Origin of the sequence: Cellulomonas xiejunii (genome assembly GCF_024508315.1) — a bacterium.
Taxonomy (GTDB): Bacteria; Actinomycetota; Actinomycetes; order Actinomycetales; family Cellulomonadaceae; genus Cellulomonas; species Cellulomonas xiejunii.
Genome location: NZ_CP101987.1, coordinates 834,640 through 853,496, shown reverse-complemented (window position 1 = coordinate 853,496; position 18,857 = coordinate 834,640). Strand labels below are relative to the sequence as shown.

The window sequence follows — 18,857 nt, the reverse complement described above, 5'->3', positions numbered from 1 at the left end:
GCTCGCCTCACTCCGTCTGGCCTCCGCGGCCGGTCCGCGCTTGTCCGTCCAAGTTCCTTACAGCCCGTCCGCCAGATGAGGAACCTCGCTGACCACATGCTGACCACGATGCCCTCGCAGGCACCGCGGCGGACTCATCGGTCGCAGCCTGCGAGCCCCTGACCTGCACCAACACACTGTGCGCCTGGGCAGATTCGAACTGCCGACACCCGCTTTAGGAGAGCGGTGCTCTATCCCCTGAGCTACAGGCGCGTGGGACCTGCGAGAAACGTGGTCGAAAACCCGGCGGCAACGGTGACCGGCACGACCACGGGCACTCTCGTCGGTCCCGTGCGGCGCCGATCAGGCCTCGTGGGCCCGCCCGGCGCTGGTCAAGCGTACCGGGAGGCTGCTCCGGGACGTGCAAGTAGCCCCTCGAGAGGGCTGGTGCTGTTGGTGTGTGGTTCGGGGCTCAAGCCGCCGCTGCGGGCGCCCGGGTCCCCGTCGCGGCGGCGGTGGTACCAGTCCGCGACAGCGTTGTGCGTGACGGCGAAGCTCAGCATGCGAGGGCCTGGCGCTCGGCGGTCAGGGCGACGATGCGTCCGCGGTACAGCCAGTCGTCCAGCTGGGAGTGGGACGACTCCGCGTCGTTGCGCCAGGAGTAGGTCTCGTCATAGACGCGGCTGCCAGGCGGATGCATGCGCAGGTGCTCGGCGCGGTTGAAGCCGCTCCTAGGGAACATCGCGCGGAGGACGCCTTGATCCACAGGTTCGAGCAGTCAGGGGATGATCACCTGGCCGCAATGTTCGAGGGGCGAAAGTTCAATCACGCGCGCGAAGGAACGTACGAATACCACGAAGTAACGATCCGGCAGCCAGACGGATCGGTAAAGTACCTCGACGACTACACCCCCGGGGAGGCGGTCGTCTCACGCAAGACGACCCAGTTTGCTGACGTCACCGAAGATCGAGCGCGGGCGATCATTCGAGAATTTGCCCACAAGCACCCGACGCAGAACCCAGACTTCACAATTGCGGACACTCCTGCCAATCGGGCCGCATTCTCATCCGCGCCACACCTCGTGGGGACACCGCTGGATGGCTCGATGATCCTCGAAGTTCCGGTGCAGACTCGCGCCGTGCCACCCTCGGTGCGGGAGTACGCTGCAGCCCGAGGTGTCGTCATACACGACACCTCGGGGACAGTCCTCAATCAAGCTGAGCTCGACGCTCACGTCACAGATGTATTCGGGAGCGATTTCGAGTGATGGGGATGAAAGTCCGGTACGCGGACTACTGGGACGGCGCCATCGCGGCGGACGAAGTCACGTGGATCACTGAGGCCGAGGCGCGCCGTAGTTACGAGGAAGGCAAGGCCTTCTCCGCAGTAGGTTCATCAGTCGCGCGAAAGGAGTCACCGCTGCAGCGGTGGACCTTTACAGTTGGTGCGAGTGGAGACGTGCGGGTCGCGTTCTTCGACCGACACGGCACGCGTCGACGAACGATTGACTACCGCAGCGTGGATGGAAAGCTATGGCGCCACGCGATGATCGACCTCGAGTACCCCGATGCGGAACGGTCATACCACCGGTCACGTGCCGTACGCCGCCGCGAGGCACGTTTCGAACCTGACGGACACGTACGGGTGGAGATCACTGACAGAACTCAAGAGCCTACGACGAAAGACGTCTTCACCAGTGACGACCTGGTAGTCGCGTCGTTCTGGATGGCTCGCCCTGCCTTCGGCCGCTGGGAGGATCTCACTGACCCTGAGTTTGGTGCAGCGCCGGCCGCCTAGGCGTACTCGGCCAAGCCGTTCCGCGTCATGGCGTGGTTCGTAGGCAGAGCGCTGGGCTTGTCTAGAGCGGCTCTTCGTAGATGAACGTGGTGCGCGCGCCCGGCCGTGCGCAGCGGGTCGATGCAGGCCTTCGACACGCCCGACGGCACCCACGCGTGCCCGGACTTGACCAAGTCCACGCGCGTGAACGAGCACGGCCTGCGGGTCACCGACCTGCGCCGCTGCAGGTGGACACGTGGTTCACGCCGAGCACTGCGTGCGGCGGTGACGACTGCGAGCAGGTGGCCGTGATCGCTCGCCGCAGGTAGACGCGGCGAAGCGAACGCGCTGATGAGGGCAATCGCCCTTGCCTGGGCTCGGGCGCAAAGGCGTCTGGTTCATCTCGACCACTGGGCATGCGCCTCGGCGAGACGCGTGACAGCGGGGGCACCCTCGGCGTCCGTCGTGTGCCGCAACCTCTCAACGCCCGGTCTGCATTCATGAATGACGTCACTGGGCTGGGGTGCTCTCCTCGGCTCTGGCGAGGGCATCAACATCGTCGCGCTGGACGAGTTCGTCAATGGTGCAAGCGGCGACTACGGCAAGATGGCGAAGAAGATCCGTTCCATCGTCCGGGACAATCCCGGTGTGCAGGTTGACCTGGTCATCGACCTGAGACCTACCCCAACCCGTCCGTCCGGCCAGAAGTGCTCCACGTTGACGTGCTCGTCGACGGGCAACTAGCAGGGAAGGTGGAGATCGAACAATGAGCCTGCCGACAGCCGAGCAACTCCAGGTGCTCGCGACCGGACTGGCCAGCATCGCCCCGCCGGGATGGACGCAGATCCGTCACACGGTCCAGACAGTCGGCCCGACCTCGATCCCCCGGACCGTGGCGCAGACCGCCGACGGCGAGGTTGTCGTCAGTGCCTGGATTCCCCTCGACGCCGCTCAAGTCCTCCACTCGCTGCGCCGAGAGATGTACCGGCCCGGCGCCGGCACGTGGTTCACCGCCACCATCACGGTCCACGCGGACGGACGGCTCGCCACGGACTTCGACTACGACAACGAACCCGAGTACGGGTTCGCGCCCAACTCGTGGGTCGCCGACGCGCAGAAGTTCCCTCGCACCCCGCAGAACACCCCCGCGTGGCTGGCCGCGAAGGTGGACCAGCCCGACTGGATCGGGGCGCGCTGGCAGCTGGAGTTCACCGCGGACGGCGCCGTCCTGGACCGCGCACAGCCGCTGGACGGCACCACGACCGACCAAGGGCACCTCTGGTCCGCAGAGATCGCGCAGCGACTGCGCAGCCGTGGCCACGACATCGTCCAGCGCGTCGACGACGGGGAGGACGGGCAGGGCAACGCGGTCCAGTACGACGAGCTGAACGTCACCCTGGGCACGGGGTACATGTCGTTGGCGTTCTTCCGACACGAGGTCTTCTGGACGACCGAAGCCTGGCCGGACGAGGTCGAGGAGGCAACGTTCACCACCCTGGCCCGCGACGTCCTGGACGCCGTGCGCGACGTCACCGGGTACGACATCGGCGACCAGCCCGGGCCCTACGAGCGCAAGCTACTAAGCGCAGGTAACTGACAAGTCGGCGCGATAGACGTTCTGGCCGCCTCATTGGCCAGGCACGTCCAGACGCTGACTGGAGAGGAGTAGGCACGGGGCGCCGGGGGAAGAACTCCAGCGTGAACTCGACTCGATCGGCACAGCGAGGCACATACGGCTCCCGTCTGAGCCGAGCAGTCTTCCAAACGGAGACACCGGTCAGACGTACGCTCCGTGGCCATGGGAGGTGGATGGATGAGGCAGCCGGGATGGGGCGCTCTCCTCGGCGAGATGATCATTCGCCGCGGCTGCTTGACGCAGCTGAACCCAGAACTGTGGCAACCATCGATCCCCGGTGCGCGTGCGACGGATGACGACCTACGTGCGGCAGAGGTCGGGCTCGGCCGGCCACTCGATGCTCAGCACCGCGAACTCCTGCTCGAAGGCGACGGTTGGCAGGACGGCTTCGGGTGGGGCGACCTTCTCCGCGCTGACCAGATCGGGACCGGCGAGACCTGGACCCGCACACTGGAGTTCCTCGACAACCTCTACGCGGCCCCGGGCGATGACCTGCCGCATCGGAGCGGGCTCTGCCCCGTCCTCGTCGGCGACGAGGATGTCGTGGCCATCGACCTGGACGGCCCTCTCACCGAGGGAGGCCATCCTGTGTACCGATTCGACCCTGCTGGAGTCGTCGACCAGTGGCCCAACATGCGCCAGTACTGGTTGGCCCAGCTCACGACTCTGAACCGGCTCATCGAGCGCGAGGTGAGTCGCACCGTGAGGGCGAGAACAGCTACCCGTGAGGCCAGACCAGGGAGTGCCGCCTGGGCCGCGAGCCGTGAGGCTCTCCTCTGCCGCGATTGAGTAGTAGCCTACTCACATGAGTGTGATACCACTCACCGACTGCCGGAGGTGCGCATGGACGTCAGCGTCCCGCTGCGAGCGGTCATCCCCTCAGCGCACGGCCCGGTGCTCACCGTCCTCGCACGCGCCGGCACGCCCCTGACCGGACGCCAGGTCGCCGAGCTCACCTCCCCGCCAGTGTCGCAGAAGCAGGTCGCAACCATCCTCAGAGACCTCGCGGACAGCGGCCTGGTCGCAGTGACCCCCGCCGGACGTGCGAACCTCCACGAGCTGAACCGCGACCACCTCGCAGCCGAAGCCATCGACCTGCTCGTCACGATCCGCGAACGCCTGTGGGAGCGCATGGTCGCTCACGCGGCGACGTGGGCGCACAGTCCGCGTGCCCTGGTCGTGTTTGGGTCGGCGGCGCGCGGCGATGGCGCGACGAAGAGTGACATCGACGTGCTTGCCGTTCGGCCGACCGGCGTTCCTGCCGACGACGCGTCCTGGCAGGCCGATCTGACGCGGTTCGTGGACGACGTGACCTCCTGGACCGGGAACAGCGTGGACTTGCTCGACCTGGACGATGCAGATCTGCGACAAATGGCTGACGCTGGCGAGGCGCTCCTGAGTCGAGTCCGCGCCGAGGGGCGGTTCCTGATCGGTGCGCGCCACAACGCGCCTTCCCCGCGGGAGGTCTGAGTGCACGGCAACCCGTGGTCACAGAGCGACCTTGCCGAAAGCCCTAGAGTCACTCACGGCCACTGAGCTTGAGTTAATGGTGCACTGTTCCCAGATCTAGGCCATCGCCCCGGACGTGATCGAGCCCAAGGGTGCCCGGCTTCCCCGCGCCAGGCAGGATTCGGAGATCCCGAAGCTGCGGGCGACCTGGGCCCGGGACTGCTCGCCGCGACGGGGCGACAGCGATCACGTCTCGCCGGAACTCCGGCGGGTATGCGACAGGCACGATGCTGATCCTTCCAGCGAGGACCACGTCCTCGCAGGCCAGGAGTCAACCGAACCGGGGGCAGTCCCATTTGCCTAGTCGATACGCTCCGCGGCGCACCTGCGAGCCCTAGGGTGACGGTCATGGGGGATGTGCCTGCTAAGGCTCCGGAACCGTCGCCACGACGCAGGTTCAGGCTGGAGATCGTCGTCGCTCTCATCGCCTTCTTTGGCGGCCTCATCGGCGCGCTGTCTGGGACGTTGGCGACCGTTCGTGGCACTGACGTCGAGCGGGACCAAGCGCGTCGTACCGAACGGCTCGAGGCGTACGGGGACGTGCTCGCGGACACCCAGGCCTTCCTGGCGGTCGTGGACGCGCCGTGCCCTGTAGACGCCGGGCCGGACTGGTGGCCCGAGTACGCGAGCTATCGCGAGCCAGCACAGGAGCTCGCGGTCAGCATGGCGCGCGCTGAACTGGTCGGCAGCGACTACGTTCAAGGAGCGCTTCAAGCGATGGGCGCGTCAACGGCCAGCATCCTTGGCGCGGTTTGGCCAGAGAGAACCGTGAATCTCCCGCTGATTGGGGGCGACCTAACGGTGCTCGATCTCAGCCCTCGGGACGGCACGGGGACGGCGGACCCTCTAGCAACTCCACCCTCCCAGGCCACTCCACCGCCCCAGCCAATCAGGGCACCGTGCCAGCAACTCGACCGCGCGGTAGACGACCACAAGACGGCCCTGATCGATGCACTCGCGCAGTTCACTGCCGCCGCCAAGGGCGAGCTGCAAGGCTAGAGGCGCGCGGTCCTGACGCTTGCGCCCTGCTCGGCCGGCGAGTAGTACGCGACGCTCACCAGCGCCGTCATCTGGGTGGGACGGTTGGCCGAGGGCGTAAGCGAGAACAGCGGCGGTCGTGTTCTCGCTTACGGGACGCTGGGGCGGTCCGTGCTGGACGACGGCAGCCCGTTACCGGGACGAGCTGGCATCCTTCAGCGCGGGGCAGTCACCACTTGCGGGCGGGCGTGATCTCCGCGGCCAGGGCCTCGCCCAGGTCAAGGTCGGGGGTCTCGGAGACGCCGCCAACTCTCAGCGGAGCAGCATCGCTGACGTCGCGCTTGACGAGCGCGACTCAGTTCCCCGGTCACAGACTCGGGACGTTCCGACTTTCGTCGATGTCCGTTCTGTCCTCACCACGCAGCACCGGTCTGATCAGGCACTACGGGTTTCTCTACCGGTCCCCAGGCGCGTGACGCCGGGTCCCGGCGACGCCGGACCAGCCTACCGGCCGGTCAGCCCTGCCCGCGGCAGGTCCCCGACCCCACACTCCCCCGCCAGACCCAGCACAGGACGCCACCCACACGCGCCCGCCACCACGCCACAGCAGCCACCGTGAGAGCGTGAAGCGTTCTTGCCGGATTCCGGCATCAACGCTTCACACTCCGTCCGGCAAGGAGGTCCCGTGCGTGAGCTCGTCGTCCTCGGGACGTCGTCGCAGGTGCCGACGCGCACCCGCAACCACAACGGCTACCTGCTGCGCTGGGACGGCGCAGGCGTCCTTTTCGATCCGGGTGAGGGCACGCAGCGGCAGCTGATCCACGCGGGCGTCGCGGCGTCCGCGGTGACGCGCATCTGCCTGACGCACGTGCACGGCGACCACTGCTACGGGCTGCCGGGCGTGCTGTCCCGCATGGTCCTGGACGGCGTCGAGCACCCCGTGGACCTGCACCACCCGGCATCCGGCGAGGACGTGGTGCGGGCGCTGGTCGGCCTCGCGACCCCGGGCCTGGACCTGCGGCTGCACCCGCACGGCGCGTCCGGACCGGTCGCGGACGGCCTGGAGGTCGTCGCGCTGCGGCACCGCGTCGAGACGTACGGGTACCGGCTGAGCGAGCCGGGCGGGCGCACCTTCCTGCCCGAGCGGCTCGCGGCGGCGGGGATCAGCGGCCCGGACGTCGGCCGGCTCGCGCGCGACGGGCACGTCGGCCGCGTGCGGATGGAGGACGTGAGCGTGCCGCGCGCGGGGCAGCGCGTGGCCGTCGTGATGGACACCGCGGTGTGCGACGGGGCCACGGAGCTGGCCGACGGCGCCGACCTGCTGCTCACCGAGTGCACGTACGCCGACGAGGACGCCGACCTCGCCGCCGAGCACCTGCACCTGACGGCCGGGCAGGCGGGCGCGCTGGCCGCGGCAGGTGGCGCGCGCACGCTCGTCCTCGCCCACTACTCGTCGCGCTACCCGGACGTCGAGCCGCTGCGCGCGCAGGCCGAGTCGGCCGTGCGGGCCGCCAGCGCGACGACCACCGTGCACGCCGCGCTCGACGGCGACAGGTTCGCGCTCCCGGCACGTCGCGGGACGCCCGCGCCCTCGGCCGGCTGAGCCCAAACACCCCCGAGGTCGTGACGGTCTCCGACCCGGGCTACCGGGACTCTCGTCCGCCGACGCCCCGCGGCGCCCACGCCAGGAACACCACGGCGCCGAGCACCGGCAGCAGCAGGATCGCGAGCAGCCACAGCACGGGGTGGCGGCTCGGCACCGCGCGCCAGCGCAGCAGGGCGAACACCGTCAGCGGCAGGACCGCCAGGACGGCGACGGACCACAGCAGGTCGTAGGCCGGGGGCACGAGCAGCTCCATCGGCGGAGCGTATCGACCGGACACTCCCCTGTCCGTCGATTCGCCCGGACGAGCCCGCCGCGGTCGGCGGGCACCGCTGCCTCACCCGTCCGACGCCGCCCCCGGCAGCAGCACCTCCACGGCGCCCACCTGCACGACCCGCCCGTGCGACTGCAGCCGCTCGACGGTCGTCCGCGCGAACCCGTTCCCCGTCTGCCGGGCGATGACCGCAGCCGACCCGGACGTCAGGTACGCGACGGCCGCCTCCTGCCACTGGTGGTTGCGCACCCGGGGTACGGGCCGGCCGGCGCTGTCGCGGTCGCCGACGGCGTACGTCTGGCCGGAGACGTCGATGCGGGTCGCACAGCCGCGCCGCTCGTTGCGCGACAGGACGTCCAGGACGACGAGGGCACCCGGCGAGTCGGCGCGGATGCACCCCGTGGCCGGGAGCAGGTCACGCACCTGCGCGACGGGGAACGGTGCCTGCGCCGGTGCGGCTGGGACGCCCGCGACGACGCCCAGCAGGCCGCACGCCAGCACGGCACCCCCCACCCGCAGCCGGTCCGGCACCACGGAGACGCCCGCCGCCAGCACCAGCGCGACGGCCGGCGCGCTGTAGGCGGCGTAGGACGCGAAGTACGACGGCGCAGCCAGCAGCACCAGCACCTGCGCCCCGAGCACGGCGACCCACAACCGCCCGCGGTCGTGCCGCCAGGCGGCGAACGCGGCCGCGACCACGGCCAGGCCCACGGCCGCGGTGACGGCCGCACGCACCGGCTCCGACTCCCACTGCGTGGCGCTCACGCCGAGGATCCCCTCGAGCCGGGTCACCACCGTGCCGGGTGCCCGCGGGCGCCCCAGCTGGGCCAGCACGACGAGCTCCAGCATCGACCGCCCGGACGCCACCGCGAAGGGCAGCAGCACGAGCAGCGCGGCAGCAGCGCCCGCCACCGCGACACCCACCGCCTCCCGCACCCCACGCCGCAGCGCCCACCACACGACGACCACCAGCACCGGGACGACGTTCCAGATCTTGACGACGACCCCGAGCCCCAGCACCGCACCACCGACGTACCGCCACCGGCGGGCCGCCCCGGGGACGTCTCCCCGCCGCAGCAGCGTGATGCCCGCCAGCAGCGTCAGCGTGCCGAGCGGCTCCAGGAGCGTCAGCCGCTCGCTGTACGCGGCGGCGGTCGACACGGCGTAGAGGAACCCCGCGACCACGGTCGCGGCGAGCCCCCAGCGCCGGGCCAGCCGCGCGACCAGCACGGTGTTGGCCGCCCCCAGCAGCAGGAAGCCGACGCGCGCGGCCGCGAGCGCGGTGGAGTCGCTCGTCCAGTGCGTCAGCGCGGCGAACGGCGTCAGCGCCAGCATGATCCCCGGCGGGTGGACCAGCAGGAAGTCGCGGTACGGCAACCGTCCGTGCACGAACGCGACGGCCGAGGAGAAGTACACCCCGTCGTCGTAGCCGTGGTACTCGCGCAGCCCGGCCGCGCCCCCGAGCAGGTGCCAGCGCACGACGAACGCGAGCACCCCGGCGGCGAGCGCGACGGCCCACGCCACGGCCGCACCTGGACGGGCCGGGGCCGTCGTCGGACGCCGGTCGGGGGCCATCCACCCAGACTCGCAGCGCCCGGCGCGCGCCGCGCGGGAGGTGCCCGCCTCCGCCACCTCGGCGTCGACCGGCGCTGCGTCACGTCAGGGGCGTCGCCTCACCGCAGAGGTCGGGGCCTGCGCGCGCCGGGCGACCACCCTCACCGCAGCATGCGGCCGTAGGCGTCCTTCCCGCCGTTCGCGAGCAGCAGGATCCCGTCGACCACGGACCACAGCCACACGGCGGGCACGATGACGAACCCGATGAGCACGAACATCAGCAGGAGGCCGACGAAGAACCCGAGGAGCTGCGCCAGGCCGATGCCGACCTGCCCGGCGTAGAGCCGCCCGGCCCCGCAGATGCCCACCATCGGCAGCAGCAGCGACAGCAGGCCCGCGGTGGTCCGCGTCTTGTCCGACCACGGCGTCCCGGTGACGGGGTCGAACCCGTAGACGGGCGCGCCCGCCGGGGCGTACCCGCCGCCGACCGCCGGCGGCGCAGGGACGGCGTACCCGTACGGCGGCGGCACCTGCGGTCCGGGCGCGTCGTCCTGCGGGAGGTACGGGGGCTGCTGATCGGCCATGCGCCGGAGGCTAGCGCCGATCCGGCGCGTGCGAGCGGGACCTCGGTCGGCACCCGGCGCACCGCGGGCGGGCGCGGGCGCGTCAGGTGGGGGCGTTCGACGGGTCCTCGGACGGCTCGGCGCCGTCGGCGAGCTCGTGCAGCCAGTGGTCGAGGACCTGCAGCACGGGCAGCCGGCAGCCCTGCGCCTCCTCGTACTGCCGCAGCATCACGACGTCGTCGGCGTCCAGCGCACGGATGCGCTGCCCGAGCCTGCCCAGGGGCAGGTGGTCGTAGTCCGGTAGAGCCAGGCTCTCCCGGCCGACGTCGTCGGTCATGTCGTACCTCCTCGTCGCGGTCCGCTGCCCCAGCATGGACGACCGACCAGGTTTTGCACCTCGGGACGACGGGTGATCCTGTTTGTGCCTACCAGCGACACCGCGGCAGCACAGCGGCGCGCCCTCAGCTGGTCTGCACGGCCCCCGTGAAGCCCTCCGACGGCTGCACCACGACGAAGCCGGGGCCGTGGAACTTGTACTGGAACGCCTCGCCCGTGCCGCCCCGCAGCAGCGACGTCATGTTCATGCTCGACACGACGTCGGGCGTGAGGTTCGCGGACCAGCACACGGCGGCGTTGGGGTCGACGAACGTCGGCTGCTGCGAGCAGTCGAGGATGACGGGCGTGCCGTCGGACGTCAGCGCGACCGCCCCGTGCCCCTGGACGAGGGTGTTGAACAGGCCGCCAGTCATCATCCCTGCGCCGCGCGTGCGGTGCAGGTCCCACTGCAGCGCGGCGTCGAACGCGAGCAGCGACGACCCTCCGACGCTGATCGCGTCGCCCTCGAGCTCGATGAGGAACACGTTCTCCGCCATCCGCGCGAAGAACACGTCGCCCTGCCCAGACACCGTCATGAGCGCCTGGTCGTCCGACGACATGGCGCGCTTGACGAACTTCGTCAGCGAGTCGGCGCCCTTGTGCTGGAACTGCACGTTGCCCTGGTAGGCGACCATCGCGCCCTTGGCGGCGATGACGGGCTCCCCGAGGGTCACCTTGAGCATCTTGCTGTTCTGGAGGACGAACCGCTGACCGGTCTCCACCTCGAGGTTCTTCTGGTCGAAGATGTCGCTGCGCATGGGCACATCCTCCTGCGTCACCGGGGGCCGCGTCAGCGGGTTCCCGGGTGACGTCAGGCCGCGCCGCCGCGCGTCGCGTCAGGCCGCGAGGACGTGCGGCGGGAAGCCGCGTCGCTCGACGTGCGCGCCCTCGGGGATCTTCGCCTCGGGCTCGACGACGAGGCCGGCGTCGAGCCGCGCCTTCGCCCCCACGTCGACGCGCACGCCCAGGCGCGCACCGCGGCCGACGACCGCGTCGCGACCCACATGGACGTGCGAGCCGAGCCGGGCGCGTGCGTGCACGACGGCTCCAGGTTCGACCCAGCAGAACTTGCCGACGGACGCACCGGCCTCGACGACGGCGTCCGGGTCGACCCATGCGGAGTCGGCCACGTACGCGGTCGCATCGACCTGGGCGCTCTTGGCGACGAGGCCGCCGCCGTTCTCGTGTCGCTGGTAGCGGACGACCTTGCCGTCCTCGGTCTCGAGTTCTTCGTATCGTCTCTTCATCCTGACCACCAAAACGATCCGACCACGCGCGGTGTTCCCAGCCCGTGGCCTCTCACGCGACCTTCACGAGAGCCCCACGCCCTGTTCAGAGCGCTCCCCGGTGGCCGAGCAACCCCCGCTCCGCCAGAGTGGCCCCGTGGGCGACGCGACGACGCACGACCAGGCGGCAGCGGTGGAGCACCTCGTGCTCATGGGCGTGGCCGGGTCCGGCAAGACGACCCTGGCGGGCATCCTCGAGGAGCGCCTGGGACGCCCGTACGCCGAGGCCGACGACTTCCACCCGCCCGCCAACATCGAGAAGATGTCGGCCGGCACACCCCTGGACGACGACGACCGGTGGCCGTGGCTCGAGGCGATCCGCGACTGGCTCACGGAGCAGACCCGCGCGGGGAGACCGTCGGTCGTGACGTGCTCCGCGCTCAAGCGCTCGTACCGCGACGTGCTGCGCGCGGCCGAGGGGCGCGTGCGGTTCGTCCACCTGACCGCCGGCACGGACCTGCTCGAGGACCGCATGGCGCACCGCGAGGGCCACTTCATGCCCACGACGCTCCTGCCGTCCCAGCTGAGCACGCTCGAGCCGCTCGGCGACGACGAGGACGGCGTGACGGTCGTCGTCGACGTCCCGCCGCAGGACGTCGCCGACCGGGCGCTGACCGCGCTGCACACCTGATCCGACCGCCCGTTCCGCGGGCCGACGCAAGGGGGACGCCGTGCCACCGGAGGACTGGGAACAGACGCTGGGAGCCGGGCCGCTGCTCGGCATCGCGGCCGCCGCTATCGCCCTGCTGCTGTTCCTCATCATCCGGCTGCGGCTGCACGCGTTCCTCGCGCTGATCCTCGTCTCGCTGGTCACCGCGTTCGCCACCGGTGTGCCGGCGGGGTCGGTGGTCGACGTCATCACGTCGGGGTTCGGCACGACGCTCGGGTCCGTCGCGCTGCTCGTCGGCCTGGGCGCGATGCTCGGGCGGATGGTCGAGACGTCGGGTGGCGCGGCCGTCATGGCGGAGACGCTGGTGCAACGGTTCGGCGAGAAGCGCGCCCCGCTCGCGCTGGGGATCGCGTCGCTGATCTTCGGGTTCCCGATCTTCTTCGACGCGGGCCTGGTCGTCATGCTGCCGATCGTGTTCGCGGTCGCCCGACGCCTGGGCGGGTCGGTGCTGACGTTCGGGCTGCCGACGGCCGGTGCGTTCTCGGTCATGCACGTCTTCGTGCCCCCGCACCCGGGGCCCGTCGCGGCCTCCGAGCTGTTGGGCGCGGACCCCGGCATGGTGATCCTGCTGGGGCTCGTCGTCGCGCTGCCCACCTGGTACGTCAGCTCCTACCTGTACGGGCTGTGGGCCGGTCGGCGGTGGCAGCTGCCCGTGCCGGAGCTGCTCGGCACGCAGGAGGAGGAGCCCGACAACCCGCCGAGCCTCGGCACCGTCCTCAGTGTGCTGCTGCTCCCGCTGATCCTGATCTTCGTCAACACGGGTCTGGACACGCTGCGCAGCGCGGGCATCGTCGACGGCGACGCGGCCTGGGTGCAGGTGGCGCGAGCCATCGGGTCGACGCCCGTGGCGCTGCTCATCGCCGTCCTCGTCGCCGCGTGGGTCATGGGGACCCGGCGGGGGCGCGACAAGACGACGGTCGAGCGGCTGCTCGAGTCGGCGCTGGGCCCGGTGTGCTCGGTCATCCTCATCACCGGCGCGGGCGGCATGTTCGGCGCGGTGCTGCGCGCGTCCGGGATCGGCGCGGCGCTCGAGGACGCGCTGGGCGACATCGGACTGCCGGTCATCGTCGCGGGCTTCCTCATCTCGACGGTGCTGCGGATCGCGCAGGGCTCGGCGACGGTCGCCCTCATCACGACGGCTGGCCTCATCCAGCCGGCCGTGGCCAGCGGCGACTTCACTGCCGTGCAGCTCGCCGCGATCGTGCTGGCGGTGGCCGCGGGGTCCGTCATGGCGTCGCACGTCAACGACTCGGGGTTCTGGCTGGTCGGGCGGTTCTTCGGCATGGACGTGCGCACGACGCTGCGCACGTGGACCGTGATGGAGACGATCATCGGCACCATGGGCTTCGCCATCGCCTTCCTCATCTTCAGCGTCGCCTGAGCGCCGGTCGGCCGGGCGCGCGTCGGACGTGCGTGCGAGGATCGGGCGCATGACGACGGACCAGGACGCACGTGACCTCGCCGGGGACCCGGCGCCGGCCGGATTCGGCACGGCGCTGGGCGACCCGTCGGACGTCGCGGCGGTGAGCGACCCGCTGGCCAACGCGGACGACACGAAGCTGTGGCTCGAGCGCACCGGCACCCGGCAGTACGTGGGGCGCAGCTCCCGCGGCGGCGAGGTGCGGATCGGGTCGCTGGGCGACCCGGACGCCTTCACGCCGGGCGAGCTGCTGAAGATCGCCCTGGGCGCCTGCACGGGCCTGTCGTCCGACGCGGCGCTCGCACGGCGTCTGGGCGACGACGTGCCGGTGACGATCCGCGTCGGCGGGCTGTCCCACCCCACCGAGGACCGGTACCCGGCGCTCGCCGAGGTGCTCGAGGTCGACCTGTCGAGCCTGGACGACGCCGCGCGCGAGCGGCTGCTGACGGTCGTGCACCGCGCGGTCGCGGAGCACTGCACGGTCGGGCGCACGCTCGAGCACGGTGCGACGACGACGCTCACCGTCACCGGGGAGCGCTGACATGCCGCGCCTCGTGCAGGCCGCCCTCGACAAGGCGGTGACGATCCCCTCGGCGTCGATCCACGCGCACGTCGAGAGCGTCAGGCGCAGGAACCCCGGTGCGACGCCGGAGCAGATCGTCCACCTGCTGGAGAAGGAGTTCCTCCTCCTCGTCGCGGGTGCGGGCGGCGCGGTCGGTGCGGCGGCGGCCGCCCCGATCGTCGGGACCGGGCTGGCCACGGTGCTGACCGTGAGCGACGTCGCGACGTTCTTCGGTGCCTCCGCGGCGTTCTCGCTGGCGGTGGCGTCGGTGCACGGCATCGAGGTCACCGACACCGAGCGCCGCAAGGCCCTGCTGCTGACGACCCTGCTCGGCGAGTCCAGCAACAAGGTCATCGGCGACACGACCGACCTCGCGACCGTCCGCGTGGGCAAGCTGCTGCTGACGCGCATGCCCATGGGCACCGTGAAGAAGGTCAACAACCAGCTGACGCGCCGGCTCGTGCGCAAGCAGGCCGCGAAGTTCGGCGGCCTGGCCCTCGGTCGGCTCGCGCCCTACGGCATCGGCGCCGCGATCGGCGTGGCCGGGGGCCGTGCGCTGGGCCAGTCGGTGATCAAGGGTGCACGACTCGCGTTCGGGCCGGCGCCGGCGACGTTCCCCCGGCTCGTCGAGGTCGACGCGGGCAACGTCGTGCCGGCGGACCAGGTGGAGGCGACGCCGCCGGCGGGTAAGCCCGACCGCCGCCGCCGCCTCCTGGGCCGCCGCCGCTGAGTAGGGCGACTACCAGCGCGTGTGGACGTGCTGGCGGATGCTGTCGTCGTAGATGCGCTCCAGCGAGGCCAGCGTCGCGTCGTCCAGGTCGGGGAACCGGTCGGTCGCGGCGTTGGCCTGCGCCTGCGCGGGCGTGCGGGCGCCGGGGATCACGACGGACACGCCGGGCTGCTGGACGACCCACTTGAGCGCGAGCTGCGCGGTCGTCATCCCCGAGGGGGTCAGTGCCGCGACGTCCTGCGCCGCGGCCACGCCCACCTCGTAGGGGACGCCCGAGAACGTCTCGCCGACGTCGAACGCCTCGCCGTTGCGGTTGAAGGCGCGGTGGTCGTCCGGCGCGAACTGCGTGTGCTCGTCGTACTTGCCGGACAGCAGGCCCGACGCCAGCGGCACGCGCGCGATGATGCCGACGCCCGCCTCGACCGCCGCGGGGAGCACCTGCTCCAGCGGCTTGCGGCGGAACACGTTGAGGATGATCTGCACGCTCGCGACGTTCGGACGCGCGATCGCGGCGAGCGCCTCGTCGACCGTCTCCACCGAGACGCCGTACGCGGCCGTGCGGCCGTCCTCGACGAGCTGGTCGAGCGCGTCGAACACCGCGTCCGTGTGGAACACCGGCGTGGGCGGGCAGTGCAGCTGGACCAGGTCCAGGGTGTCGGTGCGCAGGTTCTCGCGGCTGCGGTCCGTCCACCGGCAGAACGTCTCGTACGTGTACGCGGCCGGCTCGTGCGGGTCCGCGCGGCGGCCCATCTTCGTCGCGACGGTGACGCGCTCGGCGACGTCGGGCCGCGACGCGAGGAACGCGCCGATGGCCCGCTCGGAGCGGCCGTCGCCGTACACGTCGGCGGTGTCGAGGAACGTGACGCCCGCATCCACCGCCGCCTCGAGGACCGTCAGCGCGGTGTCGTCCCCGACGACGCCCCAGTCCCCTCCGAGCTGCCAGCAGCCCAGCCCCACGACCCCGACCTCACGACCCGTCCGTCCCAGCACTCGCGTCTGCATGCGCCAGACGCTACCCCGCGCGAGGATCATCGGATGACGCCCGAGCCACCTGCCGGCACCGCCTCCGTCACACGCGCCTTCGCGGTCCCCGCGGACGTCGCGTGGCGTGCCCTGACCGACACGCGCCGGCACGAGGCCTGGATACCGCTGACCCGCGTGCGCACCGACGGCCCACCGCGGCTGGGGACCCGCGTGGTCGCGGTGTCCGGCCCGGGTGCGCGCCGCGGCGGGCCGGGCCTGGTCGACCGGATGGTGATCACCCGCTACACGCCGCCGGGTGACGGCCCGGGCGTCGCGGTGTTCACCAAGCGGGGTCCTGTGCTGCTGGGATCTGCGACGGTGCTCGTGCTGGCGACGTCGCCGACGACGTGCCGGGTGACGTGGTCGGAGCAGGTGCCGCTCGCCGGCCCCCTGCCCGCATCCCTGACCTCGCGGCTGACGGCGCCCTTCCTGGCGACCATGCTGCGGCTCGTCCTGCGCCGCGCGGCGGCCGATCTCACCCAGGGCTGACCGCTCCCGGCGCGACGGCCGTGCTGGCGATCGTGCATCGACGTTACCGAGGCGTTTCGGCGCAACGGATCGGGGGCGTTCGCCGGTCCGGCGCAACGGATCGCCCCTCGATGCACAACGTCACCTGTCGGGGTCGCGCGTCCGGGATCGTACGCTCGTGTCGGGCCGCACGACCCCCGCGGCCCCATCCCCGAGGAGCCCCATGACCGCGCACGCCCCCGGCGCCACCCCCCGTCACTACCTCATGTGCGAGCCCACCCACTACACGGTGTCCTACGAGATCAACCCGTGGATGGACCGCACCCGGGCCACCGACACGGCCTTGGCGGTGCGCCAGTGGCGCACGCTGCGCGACACCTACCTGGACCTCGGGCACACCGTCGACACCATCGACCCCCTCCCCGGCCTGCCCGACATGGTGTACGCGGCCAACGGCGCGACGATGGTCGGCGGCGTCGTGTACTCCGCGCGCTTCCGGTACGCGGAGCGGCAGGCCGAGGGGCCCGCCTACCAGAAGTGGTTCGCCGACCGCGGGTACGTCACGCACACCGCGGCGGCCACCAACGAGGGCGAGGGCGACATGCTCGTCGCCGGCGACCTCGTCCTGGCGGGCACCGGGTTCCGCACGGAGCGCACGGCGCACGCGGAGGCCCAGGAGCTGTTCGGCCGGCCCGTGATCTCGCTCGAGCTGGTCGACCCGCGCTACTACCACCTGGACACGGCGCTGGCCGTGCTGTCGTCGGACCCGCGCGACCCCCAGATCGCGTACTACCCGCCCGCGTTCTCCCCCGGCACCCGCGCGGTGCTGGAGCAGCTCTTCCCCGACGCCGTCCTGGCCACGGACGACGACGCGGCCGCGCTCGGCCTCAACGCGGTCTCCGACGGGCTCCACGTCGTCGTCGCCCCGCGCGCCACGCACCTCGCCGGCGCGCTGCGCGAGCGCGGCTACACCCCGCTGCCCGTCGACACCTCCGAGCTGCTCAAGGGCGGCGGCGGGGCCAAGTGCTGCACCCTCGAGATCCGGGAGTGACCATGCGTACCGTCGCCGCGACGTCCGCCCTGGCACCCAACTACCACCCGCTGCCCGTCACGCTCGCGACGGGTGAGGGGTCGTGGGTGACCGACACCGCGGGGCGGCGGTACCTGGACCTGCTCGCCGGGTATTCGGCCCTCAACTTCGGGCACCGGCACCCGGCGCTCGTCGCGGCGGCCCACGCGCAGCTGGACCGGCTGACGCTCACGTCCCGGGCGTTCGACCACGAGCTGCTCGAGCCGTTCGCGCAGGCACTCGTCGGGCTGGTCGGGCCGCTCCTGACGGGCACGTCGCACCTCGTCCTGCCGATGAACACCGGCGCCGAGGCCGTCGAGACGGCCATCAAGGCCGTGCGCAAGTGGGGCTACGAGGTGCGCGGCGTGCCCGCGGACCGCGCGACGATCGTCGTCGCGGACGGCAACTTCCACGGGCGGACGACGACGATCGTGTCGTTCTCGTCCGACCCGGACGCCCGGCGCGGCTTCGGGCCGTTCACGCCCGGCTTCGTCACCGTGCCCTACGGGGACGCGGCCGCCCTGGCCGCCGCGATCGACGAGACGACCGTCGCGGTGCTGCTCGAGCCGGTGCAGGGCGAGCAGGGCGTCGTCGTGCCGCCGTCGGACTACCTGCCGGCCGTGCGGCGGGCGTGCGACGACGCGGGCGTCCTGCTGGTCGCCGACGAGATCCAGTCGGGTCTGGGGCGGACGGGATCGACCCTCGCGTGCGAGCGGTTCGAGGTGCAGCCCGACCTCGTGACGCTCGGCAAGGCACTGGGCGGGGGCATCATGCCCGTCTCCGCGGTCGTCGGCCGGGCGGACGTGCTCGAGGTGCTGACGGCGGGGACGCACGGCTCGACGTTCGGCGGCAACCCCCTCGCCTGCGCCGTCGGGATCGCGGTGGTCGACCTGCTCACGCCCGGCACGCTGCAGGCCCGCGCCCGCACCCTCGGCGAGCTCGTCGCCGACCACCTGGCCGATCTGATGGACCGCGAGCTGCTGTCCGGCATGCGCACGATCGGCCTGTGGGCGGGCCTCGACGTAGCCCCGTCGGTGCCGGGCGGTCCGGCGTCGGGGCGCGAGCTGTGCGAGCGGCTGCTCGCCCGCGGTGTCCTGGCCAAGGACACCCACGGCGGCACGATCCGCCTCGCTCCCCCTCTGACGATCGACCCGGCGGACCTCCACGAGGCCCTGACCCACCTGACCGCCGCCCTCACCACCCCCTGACCTCCCCTCCCACCAGACGGGGCGTGAGAGTGCAATCCAGCGCACCCCCCGCCCGCCAGGTGTGGGCGTGAGAGTGCAATCCAGCGCATCCCCGCCCGCCAGGTGGGCGTGAGAGAGCAATCCAGCGCACCCCCACCCGCCAGGTGGGCGTGAGAGAGCAATCCAGCTCCCCAG

23 protein-coding genes and 1 tRNA gene are annotated in these 18,857 nt (G+C 71.6%); 15 read left to right on the top strand and 9 right to left on the bottom strand.

From position 1 onward, the window contains the following. Positions 1–179 precede the first annotated feature (179 nt). Positions 180–252: transfer RNA gene (locus NP048_RS04115), tRNA-Arg, on the bottom strand. Between the two features lie 283 nt (positions 253–535). Continuing rightward, on the bottom strand, positions 536–721 hold the full coding sequence (locus NP048_RS04110) for a hypothetical protein (RefSeq protein WP_227578211.1): 186 nt from the start codon (positions 719–721) through the stop codon (positions 536–538). 15 nt (positions 722–736) lie between these two features. On the opposite strand from NP048_RS04110, the gene NP048_RS04105 reads away from it, so the two are divergent. The 8 genes from NP048_RS04105 to NP048_RS04070 all read left to right on the top strand — a co-directional run bounded on the left by NP048_RS04105 (position 737) and on the right by NP048_RS04070 (position 7,481). Then, complete coding sequence (locus NP048_RS04105) at positions 737–1,246, top strand: hypothetical protein (protein ID WP_227578210.1); 510 nt, start codon at positions 737–739, stop codon at positions 1,244–1,246. A gap of 5 nt (positions 1,247–1,251) precedes the next feature. After that, on the top strand, positions 1,252–1,776 hold the full coding sequence (locus tag NP048_RS04100) for a hypothetical protein (RefSeq protein WP_227578209.1): 525 nt from the start codon (positions 1,252–1,254) through the stop codon (positions 1,774–1,776). 483 nt (positions 1,777–2,259) lie between these two features. Beyond that, the gene (locus NP048_RS04095; protein WP_227578208.1) at positions 2,260–2,499 is read left to right on the top strand and encodes a hypothetical protein; all 240 of its coding nucleotides are present in this window, start codon (positions 2,260–2,262) and stop codon (positions 2,497–2,499) included. 22 nt (positions 2,500–2,521) lie between these two features. Continuing rightward, on the top strand, positions 2,522–3,352 hold the full coding sequence (locus NP048_RS04090) for a hypothetical protein (RefSeq protein ID WP_227578207.1): 831 nt from the start codon (positions 2,522–2,524) through the stop codon (positions 3,350–3,352). 216 nt (positions 3,353–3,568) lie between these two features. Further along, entirely contained in the window at positions 3,569–4,180 is a 612-nt protein-coding gene (locus NP048_RS04085) for an SMI1/KNR4 family protein (RefSeq protein WP_227578206.1), read from the top strand. A gap of 54 nt (positions 4,181–4,234) precedes the next feature. Beyond that, complete coding sequence (locus NP048_RS04080) at positions 4,235–4,861, top strand: nucleotidyltransferase domain-containing protein (RefSeq protein ID WP_227578205.1); 627 nt, start codon at positions 4,235–4,237, stop codon at positions 4,859–4,861. A gap of 387 nt (positions 4,862–5,248) precedes the next feature. Further along, positions 5,249–5,899, top strand: coding sequence for a hypothetical protein (locus NP048_RS04075; protein ID WP_227578204.1), 651 nt, complete (start codon positions 5,249–5,251; stop codon positions 5,897–5,899). Positions 5,900–6,563: 664 nt separating this feature from the next. Next, positions 6,564–7,481: a ribonuclease Z gene (locus tag NP048_RS04070; RefSeq protein WP_227578203.1), complete on the top strand. Its 918-nt coding sequence runs from the start codon at positions 6,564–6,566 to the stop codon at positions 7,479–7,481. A 40-nt stretch (positions 7,482–7,521) separates the two neighbouring features. On the opposite strand, the gene NP048_RS04065 is transcribed toward NP048_RS04070, so the two are convergent. From NP048_RS04065 to NP048_RS04040, 6 genes are all read right to left on the bottom strand, one after another. After that, positions 7,522–7,737 (bottom strand): hypothetical protein, encoded by a 216-nt coding sequence (locus NP048_RS04065; RefSeq protein WP_227578202.1) that lies wholly within the window; start codon positions 7,735–7,737, stop codon positions 7,522–7,524. An 81-nt stretch (positions 7,738–7,818) separates the two neighbouring features. Beyond that, a complete protein-coding gene (locus NP048_RS04060; RefSeq protein ID WP_256769443.1) occupies positions 7,819–9,279 on the bottom strand; it encodes a glycosyltransferase 87 family protein in 1,461 nt (486 codons plus the stop codon). A 191-nt stretch (positions 9,280–9,470) separates the two neighbouring features. Beyond that, complete coding sequence (locus NP048_RS04055) at positions 9,471–9,893, bottom strand: NINE protein (protein WP_227578200.1); 423 nt, start codon at positions 9,891–9,893, stop codon at positions 9,471–9,473. 82 nt (positions 9,894–9,975) lie between these two features. Next, positions 9,976–10,209, bottom strand: coding sequence for a DUF8129 domain-containing protein (locus NP048_RS04050; RefSeq protein WP_227578199.1), 234 nt, complete (start codon positions 10,207–10,209; stop codon positions 9,976–9,978). 124 nt (positions 10,210–10,333) lie between these two features. Then, positions 10,334–11,005, bottom strand: coding sequence for an AIM24 family protein (locus NP048_RS04045; RefSeq protein ID WP_227578198.1), 672 nt, complete (start codon positions 11,003–11,005; stop codon positions 10,334–10,336). A gap of 78 nt (positions 11,006–11,083) precedes the next feature. Next, positions 11,084–11,494, bottom strand: coding sequence for a transferase (locus tag NP048_RS04040; RefSeq protein WP_227578197.1), 411 nt, complete (start codon positions 11,492–11,494; stop codon positions 11,084–11,086). Positions 11,495–11,630: 136 nt separating this feature from the next. Between NP048_RS04040 and NP048_RS04035 the strand changes: the two genes are divergently transcribed. From NP048_RS04035 to NP048_RS04020, 4 genes are read left to right on the top strand one after another with little or no spacing between them, the layout of a single operon-like run. Continuing rightward, the gene (locus NP048_RS04035) at positions 11,631–12,164 is read left to right on the top strand and encodes a gluconokinase (RefSeq protein ID WP_227578196.1); all 534 of its coding nucleotides are present in this window, start codon (positions 11,631–11,633) and stop codon (positions 12,162–12,164) included. A 40-nt stretch (positions 12,165–12,204) separates the two neighbouring features. After that, positions 12,205–13,584, top strand: coding sequence for a GntP family permease (locus NP048_RS04030; RefSeq protein ID WP_227578195.1), 1,380 nt, complete (start codon positions 12,205–12,207; stop codon positions 13,582–13,584). 49 nt (positions 13,585–13,633) lie between these two features. Next, complete coding sequence (locus NP048_RS04025) at positions 13,634–14,164, top strand: OsmC family protein (protein WP_227578194.1); 531 nt, start codon at positions 13,634–13,636, stop codon at positions 14,162–14,164. 1 nt (position 14,165) lies between these two features. Continuing rightward, a complete protein-coding gene (locus NP048_RS04020) occupies positions 14,166–14,915 on the top strand; it encodes a hypothetical protein (RefSeq protein ID WP_227578193.1) in 750 nt (249 codons plus the stop codon). Between the two features lie 9 nt (positions 14,916–14,924). Here NP048_RS04020 and NP048_RS04015 read toward each other — a convergent pair whose 3' ends face one another. Next, on the bottom strand, positions 14,925–15,917 hold the full coding sequence (locus NP048_RS04015; protein ID WP_227578192.1) for an aldo/keto reductase: 993 nt from the start codon (positions 15,915–15,917) through the stop codon (positions 14,925–14,927). A gap of 33 nt (positions 15,918–15,950) precedes the next feature. Between NP048_RS04015 and NP048_RS04010 the strand changes: the two genes are divergently transcribed. From NP048_RS04010 to rocD, 3 genes are all read left to right on the top strand, one after another. Further along, on the top strand, positions 15,951–16,427 hold the full coding sequence (locus NP048_RS04010) for an SRPBCC family protein (protein ID WP_227578191.1): 477 nt from the start codon (positions 15,951–15,953) through the stop codon (positions 16,425–16,427). A 202-nt stretch (positions 16,428–16,629) separates the two neighbouring features. Continuing rightward, positions 16,630–17,457 carry a dimethylargininase gene (gene ddaH / locus NP048_RS04005; protein WP_227578190.1) on the top strand — a complete coding sequence of 276 codons (828 nt, stop codon included), beginning with the start codon at positions 16,630–16,632 and terminating at the stop codon, positions 17,455–17,457. A gap of 2 nt (positions 17,458–17,459) precedes the next feature. Continuing rightward, positions 17,460–18,683 (top strand): ornithine--oxo-acid transaminase, encoded by a 1,224-nt coding sequence (rocD, locus tag NP048_RS04000; protein WP_227578189.1) that lies wholly within the window; start codon positions 17,460–17,462, stop codon positions 18,681–18,683. Positions 18,684–18,857 lie beyond the last annotated feature (174 nt).